Genomic DNA, 19,027 nt, shown 5'->3' on the forward strand with positions numbered 1-19,027 from the left:
TCTCCTCAGAGTGCTGACAGCGTTGCCGCCGGCACCGGCGTATCACCGGTTACCAGAAGGGCAACGTAGCCGATGTAGAATGCCAGCAGTATACCACCTCCGATCCGGCTCAGCCGCCCCTGGCGGTGGTAGACGATGGCCAGCCCCGCCAGCAGAAGGGTGACCGCCACCATGGCCCCGTAGTCCCGCGTAATGGCATCGCTGTTCAGCGGGATGCCGGCGACCAGAGCGGGCACCGCCAGCACCAGCAGAAGATTGAACAGATTGGAGCCGATCAGGTTACCCATGACCATATCGTGACGCCCCTTGAGAGCGCTGGCGATGCTGGCGGCGAGCTCGGGCAGGCTGGTGCCCACGGCGACCACGGTCAGGCCCACCACCAGCTCGCTCACGCCCAGCGTCAGCGCCAGTTCAACAGCGCCCCAGACCAGCAGCCGCGAGCTGGCCAGAAGCAGGATAAGCCCGCCGGTTATCTGCAGGGTCAGAAAGCCGGTTGAGCGGTTCTCGTGGGGTTCCGGCATCTCCTCGGCCAGCATGCTGGCGGCCTGGCCATAGCGCACCAGCACGGTGAATGCCACAGCCAGAATGCCAAGCATGAACAGGCCATCCCGGGCGCTCAGGTGATCGTCCTGGAACAGCAGCCAGGTGCCAATGGTCACGATGGCGAGGAGAGGCAGTTCGATGCGCCGCGTGGGGCGTGCCAGCGCGACCGGGGCAAGGAGGGCTGTAATGCCGAGAACCAGCCCCAGGTTGGCGATGTTCGAACCTATGGCGTTGCCCACGGCAATGTCGCCCGCATCCGTAATGGCGGCGACCACCGAGACCAGTACTTCCGGGGCCGAGGTGCCGAAGGCCACCAGCGTCAGCCCGATCAGCATCGGACTCATGCCCAGGCGCCGTGCACTGTCGATGGCGCCGGTGATGAACTGATCAGCGCTCCAGATCAGCAGGGTCAGACCGGCCAGGATCGCGAGCAGGGCAGTGACCATGATGTAAGGCTCCGTGGGTTGTGGGCAGCAGATTGGCGTCGTACTGTATCGGCTGGCCGGATCTTCGTACAGCCGGGGAGCCGGGAGGATGATCCGGGAGGCCGGGCAGGAGAGACGATTCCATTGCATATGCAGCGTCTGGTGTTCTTTGCCCTGGGCAGTGTCGCCACGCTGGCCCTGCTGCTGGTCACAGGGTGGCTGGCGCCGCCCGGCGGCAGTGAGCGGGCGGATAACGGCGGGCACTACACCCTCTACGCCGAGTTCGCGGATGCTGGCACATTGAAACCGGGTGCCCGTGTTGCGCTGGCCGGGGTGACCGTGGGCGAAGTGGCTGACGTACAATTGAATGCGCGTGGTTACCGGGCAAAGGTACGGATGCGCATTGACCAGAGCCTCGATCACCTGGCCATCGACAGCGTCGCCATCATCATGACCGCAGGGCTTCTCGGCGAGCAGTATATTGAGATCTCCCCCGGAGGCCACCCGGAAACGCTCTCGGATAATGACTATATCGAGGATACACAGTCGGCAATGAGGATTGAGACACTGATCCGTCGACGCATTGCCAGGCCACGCTGAACGTGGCGGTACCGCTGCAGCACAGAGGAGGACGCAGTGAACAGAATCCGAACCCTGACCCCCATTACCCTGCTGGTGGGTTTCATTATCGCGCTGCTGGCAGCGCCCCTGGCCACGGCCCAGTCCAAGGAGGAACAGCTGCGGGAGTACGTGCGCGAGAACAGCATCCGCCTCGTGGATCAGCTGAATGAAATCCGTGAGCTCTATAACTCGGACCGTGAAGCCTTCTATGAGGCCATGGATGACGCCCTGGGTGAGTTTGTGGCCTTCCGGCGCGTGGCTGCCCGGGTCATGGGCAAGTACGCGCGGCAGGCGAGTCCGGAGGAGCGCGATGAGTTCGTGCGGGCCTTCCGCCGCAGTCTTTACGACGCCTATGGTGGCGCCGCGGTCAGCATCGACAGCAGCGATTTCGAGCTGGAAGTCGACAGCGTCAAGATCAATCCCCGCCATGAGGACCGTGCCACGGTGAATCTCTCCATCATTACCAACTCCGGTGAGCGCTACGGCGTGGCCTACTCCATGTATAAGCCGGAAGACGGCAATTGGCAGGTCGAGAACGTCATTGTTGAGGGCATCAACATGGGGCTGGCCTTCCGCGACCGGTTCGAGCAGGAAATGCGGGCCGCTGAGGGCGACGTAAGCAAAGTCATCGATGAATGGTCTGCTGATGTGGGCGACATCGAGGGGCTTGAGGACGCGGTCGAGCAGGAGAAGGCCAAAGACAACGGGTAGGCGGCGGCTCCGTACACAACGTGTCAAGCACCCGTCATCTGGGCTATAATCGCGCCCCCGGCGCGGTGTCCGCGTCGGCGACAGTAACCGCCGGAGACAACGGGAGTTCGGATGCAGGCTGAAGATGTTCAGAAACGGCTCGTGGAAGCGCTGCCGGAGTGCGAGATTGAGGTTCAGAACGACGGTAACCGTTTCCTGGTTGTCGCTGTTGGCGAGCGCTTCGCCGATCTCAACCGCGTGAAGCGCCAGCAGCTGATCTACGGGGAGCTCGAGGATCTGCTGGCGGAAGGCACAATCCATGCCCTGACCATCCGCGCCATGACGCCGCAGGAATGGCAGGCGCGCCAGAGTCAGTGAAGGCGGCCCAGAGCCCCGGGAGCATAACGTGGACAAACTGCTGATTCAGGGCGGCCAGCCGCTGCACGGCGAGATCCGGATCTCCGGCGCCAAGAACTCGGCCCTGCCGATACTGGCCTCAACCCTGCTGGCGGACGGCAAGGTGAGCGTGGGCAACCTGCCGCACCTGCACGACGTGACCACCATGATCGAGCTGCTCGGTCACATGGGGGTTGAGCTCATGATCGACGAGCGCATGAGCGTTGAGGTGGATTCGACCACCATCAACAACCTCACCGCGCCCTATGAGCTGGTCAAGACCATGCGGGCCTCCATCCTTGTGCTGGGGCCCATGGTGGCCCACTTCGGCGAGGCCCATGTATCGCTGCCCGGTGGCTGTGCCATCGGTACCCGCCCGGTCAACCTGCATCTTCAGGGGCTGGAGCAGATGGGCGCCGAGATCCAGGTCGACAGTGGCTACATCCACGCCTATGCGCCGCAGCGGCTCAAGGGGGCCCATATCTTTCTTGATACGGTCACCGTCACGGGCACCGAGAACCTGATGATGGCGGCGGCGCTGGCGGATGGTGTCACCATTCTCGAAAATGCGGCGCGCGAGCCGGAGGTGGTGGATCTTGCCGACTGCCTCAATGCCATGGGTGCGGATGTGCGCGGGCAGGGAACAGCTACCATCGAGATCCACGGCGTGGAGCGGCTGAACCCCTGTCACTATGATGTGCTTCCGGACCGTGTCGAGACCGGCACCTATCTCACGGCGGCTGCCGCAACCAAAGGCCATGTGCTGCTCAAGGACACCCGTGAGGACATCCTGGAGGCCGTGCTGATCAAGCTGAGGGAAGCTGGGGCTGAGGTGAACACCGGGGCCGACTGGATTGAACTCAACATGCACGGGCAGCGCCCCAGGGCGGTCAACCTGCGGACGGCTCCCTATCCGGCCTTCCCGACGGACATGCAGGCCCAGTTCGTGGCCATGAACGCAGTGGCCGACGGCATCGGGTCGGTGACGGAAACGGTTTTCGAGAACCGCTTCATGCACGTCCAGGAGCTGATCCGCATGGGCGCTGATATCGGCCTGGAAGGCAACACCGCCATCGTGCGTGGCGTTGACCGGCTCACAGCCGCGCCGGTGATGGCCACGGACCTGCGTGCCTCAGCCAGTCTGGTGATTGCCGGACTGGTGGCTGAGGGCGAGACCATGGTCGACCGCATCTATCACATTGACCGGGGTTACGAGTGCATCGAGGAGAAGCTCCAGCTGCTCGGCGCCACCATCCGCCGGATGCCCTCGTGACCTCCGCAGACACTGACGGGACTATGTCGGAACAGCTGACCATTGCCCTTTCCAAGGGCCGTATTCTGGAAGAGACACTGCCGCTGCTCGCCGGGGCGGGTATTGAGCCCGAAGAAGACCCGGAGAAAAGCCGTAAGCTGGTCTTTGAAACCACCGTGCCGGGCGTGCGGTTGCTGATCATCCGCGCCACGGATGTGCCCACCTACGTGCAGTACGGGGGAGCGGACATGGGCGTGGCCGGTAAGGATGTGCTCATGGAGCACGGCGGTGACGGCCTCTACGAGCCCCTGGATCTGGCCATTGCCAGGTGCCGCCTTATGACCGCAGGCGTGGCCGGCCAGGCCGTGCCCGAGGGCCGTGTGCGCGTGGCCACCAAGTTCACTCGTCTGGCGCGCGAGTACTACGCGGCCCAGGGCAAACAGGCGGACATCATCAAGCTCTACGGCGCCATGGAGCTGGCGCCGCTTCTGGGGTTGGCGGATGAGATCGTGGATATTGTTGATACCGGCAACACCCTGAAGGCGAACGGCCTGGAGCCGCGCGAGACCATCGCGGACATCAGTTCCCGGGTCGTGGTCAGCCGTGCCTCCATGAAGATGAAGCACGCACGGATCCAGCCGATCCTGGATCGCATGGGCGAGGCCGTCGCCCGCAGGCAGACGCAGTGAGAGTAAAGGCATGAGTGAACTGTCCATTAACCGGCTCAATACCGCTGACCCGGACTTCGAGGTGGCACTGCGCCGCCATACCGAGTGGGAGGAAGGCGTCGACACCAGCGTGCGCCAGACCGTGGCCGAGATCCTGAAACGGGTGCGCCAGGAAGGCGATGCGGCGGTGCTGGAATACACCGCGAAGCTGGATAGCCTCAGCGTGGCGTCCGTGAACGAACTGGAAGTGCCGCGTGAGCGCATCGACGCCGCCATGCACGCCATCACGGATGAACAGTTCCAGGCGCTGGAAACGGCTGCTGACCGGATCCGGCGCTACCACCGCGAGCAGCTGCCGCAGGACTGGTCCTATGAGGAAGCGGACGGTACCCGCCTCGGCCAGCGGGTGCTGCCAGTGGACCGTGCCGGCCTCTATGTGCCCGGTGGTAAGGCGGCCTATCCCTCCTCGGTACTGATGAACGCCATCCCGGCGAAGGTGGCGGGCGTCGAGGAGATTGTCATGGTGGTGCCGGCGCCGGGCGGCGAGCTGAATGACCTGGTACTGGCCGCTGCTCGGGTAGCCGGCATCGACCGCATCTACACCCTGGGAGGCGCCCAGGCGGTGGCGGCACTGGCCTACGGCACCGAAACGGTGCCGGCGGTGGACAAGATCGTGGGGCCGGGCAATATCTACGTGGCCGAGGCCAAGCGCGAGGTCTTCGGGCGCGTGGGCATCGACATGGTCGCCGGTCCGTCCGAGATCCTGGTGATCGCTGACGGCCATACGGACCCGGACTGGGTCGCCATGGACCTGTTCTCCCAGGCCGAGCACGACGAGCAGGCCCAGGCGATCCTGGTCTCGCCGGACGCGGATTACATCGCACGGGTTGAAGCGAGTATGGCGCGCATGCTGCCGGAGATGGAGCGGGCGGAGATCATCCGCCAGTCGCTGGCCGATCGCGGCATACTGATCCAGTGCGCCTCTCTGGAAGAGGCGGCCCGGGTAAGCAACCTTGTGGCTCCTGAACACCTTGAGCTGTCGCTCGCCGATCCGGAGGCACTGCTGCCCCAGATCCGCCACGCGGGCGCCATCTTTATGGGCTCCTGGGCAGCCGAGGTGATGGGGGATTACTGCGCGGGCCCCAACCACGTACTGCCCACCAGTGGCACTGCCCGCTTTTCGTCCCCTCTGGGCGTCTATGACTTCCAGAAACGCTCCTCCGTGGTGCACTTCTCGGCGGCAGGCGCGGATCGCGCCGCCCGCTGTGCCTCCGTGCTGGCCCGGGGCGAGGGGCTGACGGCGCACGCACGCTCGGCCGAATACCGTATCCGCGACTGAGGAGCGACCATGAGCCGGTTCTGGAACGAACGGCTGCAGCAGCTCACCCCCTATGTACCGGGTGAGCAGCCGCAGATGACCAATCTGGTCAAGCTCAATACCAACGAACATCCGTTCGGGCCCGGTGAGGCGGTCACGCAGGCAATCCGCGAGGCCGCGGATGAGCGTCTCCGCCTGTACCCGGATCCGGACGCCACGCAGCTGCGCCAGGCCATCGCGGACTGGTTCGGTCTGGAGGTCTCACAGGTGTTCCCGGCGAACGGCTCCGATGAGGTGCTGGCGTTCATCTTCCAGGGCCTGTTCCGGTCGGGCGAGCCGGTGCTGTTCCCGGACATCAGTTATAGCTTCTACCCCGTCTACTGCGGGCTCTACGGTCTGGAGAGCCGCACCGTGGCGCTGGATGAGCAGCTGCGGATCCCGGTGGAGGGCTTCCAGCCGCCCAACGGTGGTGTGATCTTCCCGAATCCCAACGCGCCCACGGGCCGTTTCCTGGATCTGGAATCCATTGAGCGTATCCTCGTGGCCAACCCGGACCGGGTGGTGGTAATCGACGAGGCCTATGTGGATTTCGGCGGTGAGAGCGCTGCCCGGCTGATCCCGGATCACCCCAACCTGCTGGTTACCCAGACCCTGTCCAAGTCGCGGTCACTGGCCGGGCTCAGGGTGGGGTATGCAATGGGCCAGCAGCACCTGATCGAGGGGCTGGAGCGGATCAAGAACAGCTTCAATTCCTATACCCTGGATCGGCTGGCGCAGGCCGGTGCCATTGCGGCTTTCCGGGATGAGGCGGGGTTCCAGGCCGGGCAACAGGCGGTCATCGAGCAGCGCGAACGGCTCAATGCTGGCCTGGAAGCGTTGGGTTTCGAGGTGGTGCCCTCCAGGGCGAATTTCGTTTTCTGCCGCCATCCGGCGGTCAGTGGCGCTGAGCTGGCGGCGCAGTTGCGTGAGCGTCACATCATTGTGCGCCACTTTGATAAACCACGGATCGAGCAGTATCTGCGGATTACCATCGGTACGGGCGATGAGATGACGGCGCTGCTGACCGCCCTTGATGACATTCTCAACAGTGGCGAGGTGACGGCATGAGCGCACCACGGCGGGATGAACTTGTCGCGACCATGGACCAGTGGCTGCGTCCGGAGCTGTTCCGGGACTACTGCCCCAATGGCCTCCAGGTGGAGGGGCGTGACCGCGTGCGTACGGTCATCTCCGGAGTAACCGCCAGCCAGCGCTTTCTGGAGCAGGCGATTGAAGCTGGCGCCGACATGGTGCTGGTGCACCACGGCTATTTCTGGAAGGGCGAGGATCCGTGCATCCGGGGTATGAAACGGCGGCGGATTGAGCATCTTCTCAGCAACAACGTTTCGCTGGTCGCCTATCACCTGCCGCTGGATGCGCACCGGGCCATGGGCAACAACGCTTGCCTGGCGCGCACACTGGGCGCTTCCGATGGCGCGCCGGTTTCGGACGACCCCTGCGAGCTGATGTGGGCGGGAAATCTGGATGAACCGATGACACCGCAGGCGCTGGCTTCACGGCTGGAGTCGCGCCTTGAGCGGGCGCCGCTGCCTGTTGAAGGCGGCCCGGAGCTGATCCGGCGGATGGCCTGGTGCAGTGGCGGTGCCCAGGGCATGATTGACCGGGCTGCCGCTCTCGGGGCGGATGCCTATCTTTCCGGCGAGATCTCGGAGCCGACGGTCCACAGCGCTCGGGAGCAGGGGCTTCACTACTTTGCGGCGGGGCACCACGCCACGGAGCGGGACGGAGTGCAGGCACTGGGTGCGGCACTCGCCGAGGCTCACGGTATTGAGCACCGCTTCATCGAGGACCCGAGTCCGGCGTAGCCGGGCTCGGGGGAGTCGGGCTCAGGTGGCTGAGCTGCGGCTGCCGTTTTCCGACTCTTCCTTCTTAAGGCCGAAATCCTCAGAGAGCATGCCGTTGTCGTTGCGCGTGTTGCGCGGGGCATAATCCCGCGGAGGCTCCACGCCGCCCTCATCGTCAGTGGGGCCCTTGTAGCTCAGCTGGTGGTCACGCTGGACCTGCTCCAGCTCTTCGCGGGCATCGGTTTCTGTGCACAGGCGTGAAGCCCCCTTGGCAAGGTGCTCATGCACTTCCCGATAGGAATCATTGAGCCGCCGGAAGAGTTCCGCCGTCTCCATGAAGTGTTCATTCACCTGCGCCTGATAGCGGGTGTGCTCGTTCTGAAGCGCGTCGAGCTGCTGGGCGAGCCGGCGTTGGCGCACATTACGTCCGCCTGTTGAGCGTGCAATAACCCAGCCCAGAGCGAGGCCGATCACCAATGCCGCAATACCGACAGCGAGCATGGACTCCATAGTACGATCCTTCTGTTGCCTGGAAGGCGCTGGTCTGTGACCAGCCGTAACGCGATCATGGTATGACAAAGCGCGCCCCGGCAACAGTCCCGACCATAGTGGGATTTTGAGGGCGGCGCAAAAATCCGGATAATGCCCTCCTCAAATGGCAGTCGTGAGGCACGCATGAGCGCCAGTGACGCAACACCATCCGCGGGGCCGCTGGCCCGCTACCGCGAGGATCAGGATCACGCCGGCTTCCAGCGCGACAGCGCCCAGGAGACCGCTATCCAGAACCTCCAGTCCCTGTATGAGAAGCTTGTGGCCGCCGAGGCTGGGCGTAACCGGGCTGGCAAACGGCTGATGCGCAAGCTCCGGCGCGGGCGTGAGGAACCGGTCACCGGGCTGTATTTCTGGGGTGGGGTTGGTCGCGGCAAGACCTACATGATGGACCTGTTCTACGACTCATTGCCGTTCGAACGCAAACTGCGGGTCCACTTCCACCGCTTCATGCAGCGGGTCCACCGGGAACTGGCGGAGCTGGAGGGTTACAGCGATCCGCTGGACACCATCGCCGAACGGTTCGCGGCCGAGTGCCGGGTCATCTGTTTTGATGAGTTCTTCGTCTCCGAAATCGGAGACGCCATGATTCTGGCGAACCTGCTCGATGGGCTCTTCCACCGGGGCGTGACCCTGGTCTGCACCTCCAACATTGAGCCGGACGGCCTGTACTGGAACGGCCTCCAGCGCGCCCGCTTCCTGCCGGCCATTGACCTGCTCAACCGCTACACGAAGGTGCTGAACATCGACGGTGGGGTGGACTATCGGCTGCGGACCCTGGAGCAGGCCCAGCTGTTCCACACCCCGCTGGGGCCGGAGGCGGAAGAGAGCCTGCTCAAGAGCTATGAAGAGCTGGCGCTGACCGGTGGTGACCAGGGGCAGGGCCTGGAGATCAACGGGCGTATGATCCATGCGCGGCGCCATGCCGATGACGTGGTCTGGTTCGACTTTCAGGAGCTCTGTGACGGGCCCCGAAGCCAGAACGACTACATCGAGCTGGCCCGGGAGTTCCACGCCGTCGTCCTCTCGAACGTGCCGGTGATGGGCGCGGACTCGGACGACCGCGCCCGTCGTTTCATCAACCTTGTGGATGAGTTCTACGACCGCTGCGTCAAGCTGATCATCTCCGCCGAGGCGCCGATCCCGGATCTCTACACCGGGAGCAACCTGGCGTTCGAGTTCGAGCGCACTGAATCACGTCTGCTGGAGATGCAGTCCCACGATTACCTGGAACTGCCCCACAAAGCCTGACACGCTCAGTCGCACAGCTCGAGGGCCACGGCCGTGGCCTCGCCGCCACCGATGCACAGTGAGGCTATGCCCCTTCGACCGCCGGTGCGCCTCAGCGCGTGGATCAGGGATACGATCAGACGCGAGCCGGTGGACCCGATGGGGTGACCCTGGGCGCAGGCGCCGCCGTGGATGTTCACCTTCTCCGGGGCCAGCCCCAGATCATCCATCGCGATCATGGACACCACCGCAAATGCCTCATTGATCTCGTAGAGGTCCACGTCCTGGGTTGACCAGCCGGTGCGTTCCAGAAGGCGCTGGATCGCACCCACCGGCGCCAGAGTGAATTCGGAAGGGTGGCGGGAGAAGGTGGCATGCCCGAGGATGCGCGCAAGCGGCTGCGAGCCATGGCGCTCCATGGCCGCTTCGCTCATCAGCATGAGCGCTGAGGCACCGTCCGAGATGGAGGAGGCGTTGGCCGCGGTAATGGTGCCGTCCTTAGCGAAGGCCGGGCGCATGGAGGGGATCCGGTCAATGTTGGCCTGGCCGGGCTGCTCGTCGTTACTGACGGTCGTTTCATTGCCCTTGCGGTCGGTCTGGGTGATCGGAACCATCTCAGCGTCCAGCCAGCCATTGTCGATGGCGGCGTTGGCCCGCTCCAGAGAGCGGATCGCGAAGGCGTCCATGGCCTCCCGGGAATAGCCCAGCCGATCCGCCGTCTCCTGGGCGAACTCACCCATGAGGCGATCGGTCTCCGCATCCTGCAGTCCGTCCATGAACATATGGTCCTGAGGGGACCGGCCGGGGCCCATGCGGTAACCCCGGCGGGCGTCGGTCATAAGGTAGGGCGCATTGGACATGCTCTCCATGCCACCGGTCAGAACCACCTCCGCACTGCCGGCGCGGATCAGGTCGTGCCCGAACATGGTGGCCTTCATGCCGGAGCCGCAGAGCTTGTTGACGGTAGTGGCCCCGGCGCTGTCCGGCAGGCCGCCGTCCCTCGCTGCCTGGCGAGCTGGGCCCTGACCAGTGCCTGCAGGCAACACATTGCCCATCACCACTTCCTCGACAGCATCTGCGCTGAGCCCCGAGTCCGCGAGGACGGCACGAACGGCTTCGGCGCCCAGGGCAGGACTGCTGAGAGGGGAGAGTGCCCCAAGGAAGCCGCCCATCGGGGTGCGGCGGGCGGCGGTGATGTAGATGGAAGGGTCGTGCATAAAATTGCCTCTTGGATCAGTCTGCGGGTGTGATTTATTGCAATTCCGTGAAGCAGTCCACGAAACGCAAAATCAGCCACCGGAAAGTTGGTGGATCTGTGATTTTGTGTCTATATTGCATGTGAACTTGTGGTAATTCCATTACCCGGGTAGCGATTCAGTGACAACGGAGAAGCGTTTCGATGACAAAAAGAACACAACAGTGGCAGAAGCGAGCTCGCCTTCCCCTCGCCGTCGCCATCGCGGCGGGTATGTCGGCTCCGGCGGGTGCCTTTACCTTCAATTACGGTGAAGTGGAAGGGGCGTTTGACACCAGTCTGACGGCTGCGGCTGGCTGGCGGGTGGAGAGCCAGAACAAGGATCTGATTGGTCAGGGAAACCTGGGGATTCCAGCAGGCTCCACGACTGGGGCGTCTACTACAAACTACGACGACGGCAACCAGAACTTCGATTCCGGAGACACCTACTCGGAGCGGGTCAGTGGCACGAGTGAGCTATACTTGAACTACGCGCCGCGGGGGGAGTATCTGTCCAGTGTCGGCACCTTTGTGCGCGGCAGGTACTGGTACGATTTCAAGACCAAGGACGATGATTTTGATTACGAAATGAGTGAGGGTGGTAAGGACGATGCTTCAGGAGCCGAATTCCTGGACGCCTATGTCTGGACGGACTGGAATGTCGGAGAAGTGCCCGTCACGGTTCGTTACGGGAACCAGGTCATCAACTGGGGTGAGAGTACCTTCATTCAGGGAGGTATCAACGCTACCAACCCGATCAACGTCAGTGCTATCCGGGCCCCGGGGGCTGAAATCCGTGATGCGCTGCTGCCGGTTGAGGCACTCTATACGTCGATTGGTCTGACACAGAATATAACTGTCGAGGCTTACGCCCAGTTCGACTGGGATGAGACCCGGCTCGAGGACTGCGGGACATTCTTCTCAACAAATGATTTTACGGCCAATGACTGTAATACCATTTATCCTAGTGGAGGCACAGATCAGAAGACCTTGCCTGATAGCGGACCTACAGTAATTAATCGCGCTGGCACTAATGAGCCTGATGGTGACGATCAGTACGGTGTGGCCTTACGCTGGTATTCGCCGAGTCTGGGTAATACAGAGTTTGGAGCCTACCATGTCCGTTATGACAGCCGTTTGCCCTATATAAGCGGTCAGATTGCATCCCAGCAAAAGTTGGCCGTAGGCAGTTTCTTGCCAGATTATTCCGTGGACTACCCTGAAGACATTAAACTTTATGGCTTGAGCATGAATACGAATGTTCCCGGTGGGTGGTCTATAGGGGCTGAGTACAGTTTCCGTGAAAATATGCCCTTGCAGTGGAACGCTTTTGAATTGCTCAATGGTGGCGTTCTGGCCGGACAAGAAGCGGCCGGAGCCCCTGCTGCAACCCTTCCCGCTGGGGCCTCTAAGTTCTATCAACAGAGAAAATCTGAAGGATTGGCCATTACGCCGGGGAATGAGATCCCAGGTTACGACCGCTTCAAGGTCTCTCAGGCTCAAACGACCTTCATTAAGTTTTTTGACCGGGTTCTTGGGGCAAGCCGGTTGAGTTTTGTCGGTGAGGTCGGCATGACCTATGTGCACGATCTTCCGGAGAAGTCTGAGGCCCGCTACGGTCGTTCAGGGATCTACGGGATCGGTGACTATGAAGCACTGAATGGAGCTGTGACATGTAGCTCTGGTCCACTTGCTAATATCAACCCCAGCAACTGCACCAATGATGGCTTCGTCAGCGATTTCGCCTGGGGCTATCGCATGCGCGGCACGCTGACCTACAACAACGCCTTCATGGGCGCGACGCTGAAGCCGTCCCTTTCCTGGTCACACGACGTGAACGGTTTTGCGCCTGCTCCGGGCGGTGCCTTCAATGAGGGCAACAAGGCGGTCGGTCTGGGTCTTGCTGCGGAATACCGCAACAACTACGAAGCGGCGATCAACTACACCAACTACTTTGGTGGTGATTACAACACCCGCGAGGACCGGGACAACATCACGGCCAGCGTGACGTATTCGTTCTGATCCGTGAGAGTGTGTGAAGAAACAAAGCTGTACCACCAACGTCTAGCGAGGTAGACGAGCGATGAATTTTCGAAAGAACGTACTGACAGGGAGCATTGTCTCCCTGGCGCTGGCAGCCGCACCGGCCCTGGGCGCGGTCTCCGAAGAGGAGGCCGCGAAGCTGGGCAACGAGCTTACGCCCATCGGTGCCAAGAAAGCTGGCAATGGCGACGAGATCCCGGCCTGGGATGGCGGGCTGACGACGCCGCCGGACAACTATGAAGGGAACCACTACCTGGATCCCTTCCCGGAGGATGAGCCGAAGTTCGTGATCGACCAGAGCAACGTGGACGAGTACAAGGATCGTCTCTCACCAGGTCAGGTGAAGATGATCAACGAGTACGAAGACTACAAGATGCCGGTCTACAAGACCCGCCGCACGGCGGCTCTGCCGGAGCGGGTCTACGAAAAGGCAAAGGAGAACGCCACCAATACCACTCTCGTTGAGGGCGGTAATGGTCTCGAGAACTTCGATACGGCGGTGCCTTTCCCGATTCCGGAAAACGGTCTTCAGGTGATCTGGAACCACATCACCCGCTATCGTGGCGGTGCGGTAAACCGGAACGTCCATCAGGCCGTGCCCCAGGAGAATGGCGATTATACGCCGATCCACTTCGATGAGGAGCTGACCTGGCAGACAGCGCTTGAGGACTACGAGCCGGGCGAGGATTCCAACGTCCTGTTCTACTTCAAGCAGGCGATCCGCTCGCCTTCCCGCCTGGCCGGTAACGTACTGCTGGTGCACGAGACCATTAACCAGGTGAAGGAGCCTCGCCGGGCCTGGGTCTACAACGCGGGTCAGCGCCGGGTGCGCCGGGCGCCGCAGGTGGCCTATGACGGGCCGGGTACAGCCGCGGACGGCCAGCGCACCTCGGATAACCTGGATATGTTCAATGGCGCACCGGACCGCTACAACTGGGAGCTGAAAGGGAAGAAGGAAATGTACATTCCCTATAACGGCTACCGGCTGGATGATCCGTCCCTGAGCTATGATGAGCTGCTCCAGGCGGGCCACATCAATCAGGACCACGCGCGCTATGAACTGCACCGTGTATGGCATGTGACCGCCACCCTCAAGGATGATGAGCGCCACATCTACGCCAAGCGTGACTTCTACTTTGATGAGGACACCTGGGCGGCTGCCGTTGTGGACCATTACGACGGCCGTGGTGAGCTCTGGCGTGTGGCCGAGGGTCATACCATGCAGTTCTACGATGAGCGTGTCCCCTGGTACGCCTTCGAGACGCTGTATGACACGCTCAATGGCCGCTATCTGGTACTGGGTCTGACCAATGAAATGGACGACCCCTACGAGTTCGGCATTGAGCGGCAGTTCCGGGATTACACACCGAGCGCCCTGCGCCGCGCGGGCCGCCGTTGATCCCACGCCGGCTACAGGCTGGCAATGGAAACAGAAAGCCCCGCTTCGGCGGGGCTTTTTAGTATGTGAGTGGTGAGAGCGGAGCTCAGGATGGATTGGCGGTTTCCTGTTCCTTCATCCGGTCAACCAGCTCATCCTTGTTCTTCCAAAGCTCACTGATCCACTTCTGGAATTCGATCCGGAACTCGCGGTCGTTCTGGTAATCCCGCCCCAGGAACTGCTCCGGAATCCGCTTCTCATCAACCCGTATGATCACACGGCGTGTGCGCCCGCTGAGATAGCCCCAGATGCCACCCGGGCCATCTGGATAGACGATGGTGATGTCGAGCATGATGCTCATCAGGTTGCCCATGGCGCCCAGCACAAAACCGGTGCCACCGGAGCGGGGTTTGAGCAGGTTGCGGTAGGGGGAGTTCTGCTGCTCATGCTTTGCCGGGGTGAAGCGGGTGCCTTCCATGAAGTTGAATACCGCAACCGGCGTGTACTCGAACTTCTCACAGGCTTTGCGGGTGGTCTCCAGGTCTTTGCCCCTCAGATGGGGCTTTTTCATGAGCTGCTGCTGCGTATAGCGCTTCATGAAGGGAAAATCCAGAGCCCACCAGGCAATGCCGAGCAGTGGTACCCAGATGAGCTCCTTCTTCAGGAAGAACTTCATGAGAGGGATACGACGGTTGAGCACCACCTGGGTTACCAGGATGTCCGCCCAGGACTGGTGGTTGCAGGTGACGAAGTACCACTGGTTCCGGCTCAGGTTGGCATTGAGCTCAACGTCCCACTCGATGCGGTTGAGCAGGCGCATGAACAGCCCGTTGTTCTCGATCCAGACGAAGGCGATGGCATTGAGCCCCCGTGTGCACAGCTTGCGTACCGGCGTGATCGGAATGATCAGCTTGAGGATGGCAAGCAGGAGCAGAAGGGGGTACAGAACCAGGGTGCTGAGAAGGATCAGCAGAACACAGAGTGTGCCCTTGAGCGGTGCAGGAAGGAAATCCAGCATGTTGGCGACCGTCTGTCCGGTGAATGGGTTACTCGCGACGGACGCCATTATACATTGGCAGTGCGCCCTGCCAATTTTTCAGTGAACAGCTGTTATCTCAGTTGCTGAACCGCTCCCTGTAATCGCTGATCAGTGCATCCAGCTTCTCAAGAGGGTTCTCTGCCGCTGACAGCGCCTGTTGACGCTGATCGTAATCCGAAAGGTTATTGACGCGGATCATACTGCGGATTTCTTCCACGTACGCCTGTCCACGTTCGGAATACGACTGCAACCCGCCCGCGAGATTGATGCCGTCGGGGAACCGGTTCTCGTTCAGTAATGCAAGCCGGCGTTCCCTCAGGTTCTGGTAGGCGTTGTGGCGATTGAGGTTGGTGAGATAGGCCCGGATGGAGCGGTAAGGCGACTTGAACACCTCCACCTCATGGGTCATTCCCGCCGGGCGGCTGTTCGGGACCAGGCCGCAGCCGGGGTTGAAGCACCATTGGCCGAACAGGTTGTTGCCCTGGGTGGCGAAACGGCTGGTGCCCCAGGCGGATTCATTGGCGGCCTGCGCCAGTACCAGTGACGGCGGAATGATGTGCATCCGGCGCTCAAGACCACTGACCAGATCCTCTGTCGTCTCACCATCAACCCGCAGGCGTGTGGCGCGGGTGGTGAGCCATTTCCGTTCTTCCTCGTTCAGCTCCGGCTTGTTGCTGAGCTGTTCCAGGTAGTCCCGGGCAGCCTGGATCCGCAGGTTGGCCAGGGCAATACGGGGGAAGAGGTAGCCGAAGAAGGCGTCCTTCTTCTCGGAGACGACGCTGTACTGGGTGAAGTCCGGCAGGGGAGCCGTCGCCCATCCTGGGATGGCATCAGTGTCCAGAAGTTGCGGTTCGGAAACCTTCGGCGTGGGCCGTTCAAACTCCACCTGGCTGGCAATAAAGCCGGCGGCCAGACCACCTACCACAAGAACAGCCACCAGAATCAGGGCTGGTACGGGACGAGATTCCATCAATACCTCCGCGTTTAGATACAGCTACGCGGAGGGCTGGAGTTCGGATCAGTTGGGGCACCCCTCCGCGCTGTCGTCCCTGAATCCTAACAGGAATCCTACGGATTCGTTAGATTTGGTGATCATGACGAGGGTGTCGCCGCTGTCTGCGGCGAAACCACGGATTTCCCTCTCTGGAGAACCATTACACGAATAAATCGTGAAACCGGGTGTGGCGCTTGAATCCATTGCGCAATCAAGTTCTCCTGTGGCGAAGTTCCTAGCCACATCAAATTGAGAACTGCCGCTCTCGTAGTCGGTTCTGTGGCCTTGGAGGTTGATTTGGGGGCCTCCTGTACCTGAGGTATCGATACATGCATTTTCATGCTGGATCAGCGCTTCGGAGCTGCCGGTATCTTCAACACTGAATCCTGTCACCCGGTATTGGGTATTGTCCTGAATCTCAGCGGTGGTGTCTGCCTGGCGCGCAATTCTCAAAAGGTCGCCCGCGTCAGTGTCGTTGCGATCATCCCGGCGTGTTGAGAACGCCATCCAGGTTCCTTTCGGGCTTATTGCGCCATTGGGAACTCTGGGAGTAGTTCCAGGATCCTGAGAATCACTGTCATAGTTGAGGAACAGGTTCCCTTTGAATTTTCCATCGGAATTGACTGTTTCGAATTGATCCTGTCTGGTTATCTCAAATTCTTTGTACGGGGATGCTATCGGTGAAGATGGAATAGTCCACTCTTCTACTTCTGTTTCTGAGCCTGAGCCTGAGCCTGAGTTGAAACCCCAATTACCAATCGTCGCGCGAGCAAACGTAAGAGAGCCGTCATTGGGGTTCGCTTTCAGTTCAAAACCTGCAAATACATAATTTTCGGTTGGTTCTGTGTAACTGCCGGTCTGTTGAAGGTCGAATTCGATTCCAGCTATAGCCTGTTCTTCAAGTAGGTGGCTGCGCTCGTAATCTTCCTCTGAACTTCCAGTCAGCTCTATCCCACGGGCGCCCATGAAATAGCTACTGAAAAGTGCAGAGGGTTCCTTCATGGTGCCGCTAAAGCCCGCCTCAAAAAGGTCTGGGTTAGGTGCCCAGCCGATGGTTCTCTCGTCACTGGTAGTGTCAATGGTCTGGAAAAGTGGGCGGAAACTCACCAGGTTACCGTTTTTGTATCGGTAGAGGCGGTTGGTACCCGTACCGTAGCTGCTGAAAACACTGTCTAGATTCGATACTCCCCAGCTACTCCGCTTATAGGGGGAGTCGATCCGGGCGGCAGAGAAATCGAAGTTGAGTGGAATATCATCAGGGGCATCAACCCCACTTATGGACAGGAAGGGATATATGAAGCTCGTGCCTTCACTGTTGGTACTCTGTGCCCTGCTCGTTGTATGTGAGGCCCAATAACCAGTGTTGTTGTCCTCAAGGTCATGGGTAAGGCTGACCCCATACTGCACGGTGTTGAAAGTCTCGCTGATCTGACTGTTCTCGTCGCCCTTGAATTCAGCTGGGTCATGAGTGAGGTATCTGCGGGCATCCCTGAGAAAAGTAGCAAAATCCTCCCGTTCATTCAGCGCACTGGCATTGATTTCAAAGTTCTGAATCCTGTCGGCCAGTGGCGCCCAGCGAATCGTATAGGGGCATCGTGTATTACTGCATTCGTTGATGTAATCGATCTCGTCTGGATCAAGTTCCTTAACAATGTCACTGATCAGACGGTCCGAGAATGGATTGACGAAGACGTGACCGCAGGACGTGGCTATTGGTGCACGGTGTTGTTCACCATCAGGAAGTGTTGCCCTTATGAATACTTCTATATCCTGCGGTATTCCATCAGGAAACGTCAGGATGTAATCGTCACCCTCCGTTCTGGAATTGAATGTATAGGTACTTCCGTTGACTGATTCAACGCGGAATGACGCATCTGTTGTTTTGCTGAGCTCACGCTTGAGGTCAGAGCTTGACGGGCTGGGTGTCTCGACACTCACCAGCAGTTCATTGTCGTCGAGGCTGCGGGTGTTACTGCAGCGCGAGGGCGCGCCGCGATCCTGAAAATCCGGGGGCGGCTTTACGCCAAAGGAATTCTCATCGCTCACGGATGGATCCCCACTGCCGCATGCGGTCAGTGCCAGGGCGCTCAGGGTGAGCAGGGGATAAAACAGGCGGGTACGCATCTAACCCTCCGGGCTGGTCCCGTAAAACACGATTGTTCTACGAGTCTAAACCAGCGCCGGAGGCCCTGCCGTGAACCATTCCGGGTTCTTCAGAAGAGGATGCGCATGCCGCCGATCAGGCCTTCTTCAAAACGGTAGTCGTCGTCACCGCGGGTATCGAGATCCGCGCCCACGTAGCGGTAGCCGGCAAAGATCTCGGAGTTGCGGATCAGTCGATAGCTGACGGTGGCATCGGTATGGCGCATGCCGTCCGCATCCCCGTAGGAAAGAATCGATGGGGAGAGGTAGAGGCTGCCGCCAACGGAAAGCCCGGGAACCTCCGGGATGTTCATACGGGCAAAGACCCCTGGCGCAGTGGCGCCGCCGTCGATGTCACGGTCGCCGTCATCGAAGTACATGTTGCGCACACCCAGGCCCACGGTCATGGGGATGTTCTGGATAGCGGTGCGGCCCTGGGCGTGCAGATCGAGCGTTGCCAGATGGCGGCTGCCGTCATGATAGGTGTAGCCCACGCCACCGCCGAGCTCCTCACTGGCGTCGGTGAAGCTGTATTCACCCCGAACGGAATCGTTGCTCAGGCTGAGGTCCAGGCTGTCCGCATGGGTTGTGCCGGCAAACGCGGTGAACAGGGCGGCGCCGAGGCAGGTGGTGCGGATCAGTCGGTTGTATCGCATAGGGG

General features: G+C 60.9%; 18 protein-coding genes. 11 read left to right on the forward strand and 7 right to left on the reverse strand.

Going from position 1 to position 19,027, the window contains the following annotated elements; all coding sequences use genetic code 11:
* Positions 1-5: 5 nt before the first annotated feature.
* A complete protein-coding gene (locus tag F3089_RS12535; RefSeq protein ID WP_151441135.1) occupies positions 6-989 on the reverse strand; it encodes a calcium/sodium antiporter in 984 nt (327 codons plus the stop codon).
* Between the two features lie 129 nt (positions 990-1,118).
* Between F3089_RS12535 and mlaD the strand changes: the two genes are divergently transcribed.
* The 8 genes from mlaD to F3089_RS12575 all read left to right on the forward strand — a co-directional run bounded on the left by mlaD (position 1,119) and on the right by F3089_RS12575 (position 7,778).
* A complete protein-coding gene (gene mlaD, locus F3089_RS12540) occupies positions 1,119-1,568 on the forward strand; it encodes an outer membrane lipid asymmetry maintenance protein MlaD (RefSeq protein ID WP_225741753.1) in 450 nt (149 codons plus the stop codon).
* Between the two features lie 36 nt (positions 1,569-1,604).
* Entirely contained in the window at positions 1,605-2,300 is a 696-nt protein-coding gene (locus F3089_RS12545; protein WP_225741752.1) for an MlaC/ttg2D family ABC transporter substrate-binding protein, read from the forward strand.
* Between the two features lie 111 nt (positions 2,301-2,411).
* Positions 2,412-2,657: a BolA family protein gene (locus tag F3089_RS12550; RefSeq protein WP_077530645.1), complete on the forward strand. Its 246-nt coding sequence runs from the start codon at positions 2,412-2,414 to the stop codon at positions 2,655-2,657.
* A 28-nt stretch (positions 2,658-2,685) separates the two neighbouring features.
* Complete coding sequence (murA, locus tag F3089_RS12555; protein ID WP_151441137.1) at positions 2,686-3,948, forward strand: UDP-N-acetylglucosamine 1-carboxyvinyltransferase; 1,263 nt, start codon at positions 2,686-2,688, stop codon at positions 3,946-3,948.
* Between the two features lie 23 nt (positions 3,949-3,971).
* Positions 3,972-4,616, forward strand: coding sequence for an ATP phosphoribosyltransferase (gene hisG, locus F3089_RS12560; RefSeq protein WP_095618276.1), 645 nt, complete (start codon positions 3,972-3,974; stop codon positions 4,614-4,616).
* 10 nt (positions 4,617-4,626) lie between these two features.
* Entirely contained in the window at positions 4,627-5,934 is a 1,308-nt protein-coding gene (gene hisD, locus F3089_RS12565) for a histidinol dehydrogenase (protein WP_151441138.1), read from the forward strand.
* A gap of 9 nt (positions 5,935-5,943) precedes the next feature.
* Entirely contained in the window at positions 5,944-7,020 is a 1,077-nt protein-coding gene (gene hisC, locus F3089_RS12570; protein ID WP_151441139.1) for a histidinol-phosphate transaminase, read from the forward strand.
* Positions 7,017-7,778 carry a Nif3-like dinuclear metal center hexameric protein gene (locus tag F3089_RS12575; RefSeq protein WP_151441140.1) on the forward strand — a complete coding sequence of 254 codons (762 nt, stop codon included), beginning with the start codon at positions 7,017-7,019 and terminating at the stop codon, positions 7,776-7,778. Before hisC ends, F3089_RS12575 begins: the two co-directional genes overlap by 4 nt.
* Before the next feature lie 21 nt (positions 7,779-7,799).
* Here the strand turns inward: F3089_RS12575 and F3089_RS12580 are convergent, their stop codons facing one another.
* Positions 7,800-8,267: a Z-ring associated ZapG family protein gene (locus F3089_RS12580; RefSeq protein WP_151441141.1), complete on the reverse strand. Its 468-nt coding sequence runs from the start codon at positions 8,265-8,267 to the stop codon at positions 7,800-7,802.
* 165 nt (positions 8,268-8,432) lie between these two features.
* Here F3089_RS12580 and zapE point away from each other — a divergent pair, with 165 nt between their 5' ends.
* On the forward strand, positions 8,433-9,557 hold the full coding sequence (gene zapE, locus F3089_RS12585) for a cell division protein ZapE (RefSeq protein ID WP_151441142.1): 1,125 nt from the start codon (positions 8,433-8,435) through the stop codon (positions 9,555-9,557).
* Positions 9,558-9,562: 5 nt separating this feature from the next.
* On the opposite strand, the gene F3089_RS12590 is transcribed toward zapE, so the two are convergent.
* Entirely contained in the window at positions 9,563-10,753 is a 1,191-nt protein-coding gene (locus F3089_RS12590; protein WP_151441143.1) for a thiolase family protein, read from the reverse strand.
* A 182-nt stretch (positions 10,754-10,935) separates the two neighbouring features.
* Between F3089_RS12590 and F3089_RS12595 the strand changes: the two genes are divergently transcribed.
* Positions 10,936-12,792 carry a DUF1302 domain-containing protein gene (locus tag F3089_RS12595; protein ID WP_151441144.1) on the forward strand — a complete coding sequence of 619 codons (1,857 nt, stop codon included), beginning with the start codon at positions 10,936-10,938 and terminating at the stop codon, positions 12,790-12,792.
* Between the two features lie 61 nt (positions 12,793-12,853).
* On the forward strand, positions 12,854-14,212 hold the full coding sequence (locus F3089_RS12600; RefSeq protein WP_151441145.1) for a DUF1329 domain-containing protein: 1,359 nt from the start codon (positions 12,854-12,856) through the stop codon (positions 14,210-14,212).
* An 85-nt stretch (positions 14,213-14,297) separates the two neighbouring features.
* Here F3089_RS12600 and yihG read toward each other — a convergent pair whose 3' ends face one another.
* The 4 genes from yihG to F3089_RS12620 all read right to left on the reverse strand — a co-directional run bounded on the left by yihG (position 14,298) and on the right by F3089_RS12620 (position 19,022).
* Positions 14,298-15,209: a 1-acylglycerol-3-phosphate O-acyltransferase, YihG family gene (gene yihG, locus F3089_RS12605; RefSeq protein ID WP_151441146.1), complete on the reverse strand. Its 912-nt coding sequence runs from the start codon at positions 15,207-15,209 to the stop codon at positions 14,298-14,300.
* A gap of 97 nt (positions 15,210-15,306) precedes the next feature.
* A complete protein-coding gene (locus tag F3089_RS12610) occupies positions 15,307-16,200 on the reverse strand; it encodes a glucosaminidase domain-containing protein (protein WP_151441147.1) in 894 nt (297 codons plus the stop codon).
* A gap of 48 nt (positions 16,201-16,248) precedes the next feature.
* Positions 16,249-18,348, reverse strand: a complete 2,100-nt coding sequence (locus F3089_RS12615) for a hypothetical protein (protein WP_151441148.1) — start codon at positions 18,346-18,348, stop codon at positions 16,249-16,251.
* Positions 18,349-18,437: 89 nt separating this feature from the next.
* Positions 18,438-19,022: a YfaZ family outer membrane protein gene (locus F3089_RS12620; RefSeq protein ID WP_151441149.1), complete on the reverse strand. Its 585-nt coding sequence runs from the start codon at positions 19,020-19,022 to the stop codon at positions 18,438-18,440.
* Between the last annotated feature and the right edge of the window lie 5 nt (positions 19,023-19,027).

Origin of the sequence: Halospina sp. K52047b, from assembly GCF_008709855.1 — a bacterium.
Lineage (GTDB): Bacteria > Pseudomonadota > Gammaproteobacteria > Pseudomonadales > Oleiphilaceae > Halospina > Halospina utahensis_B.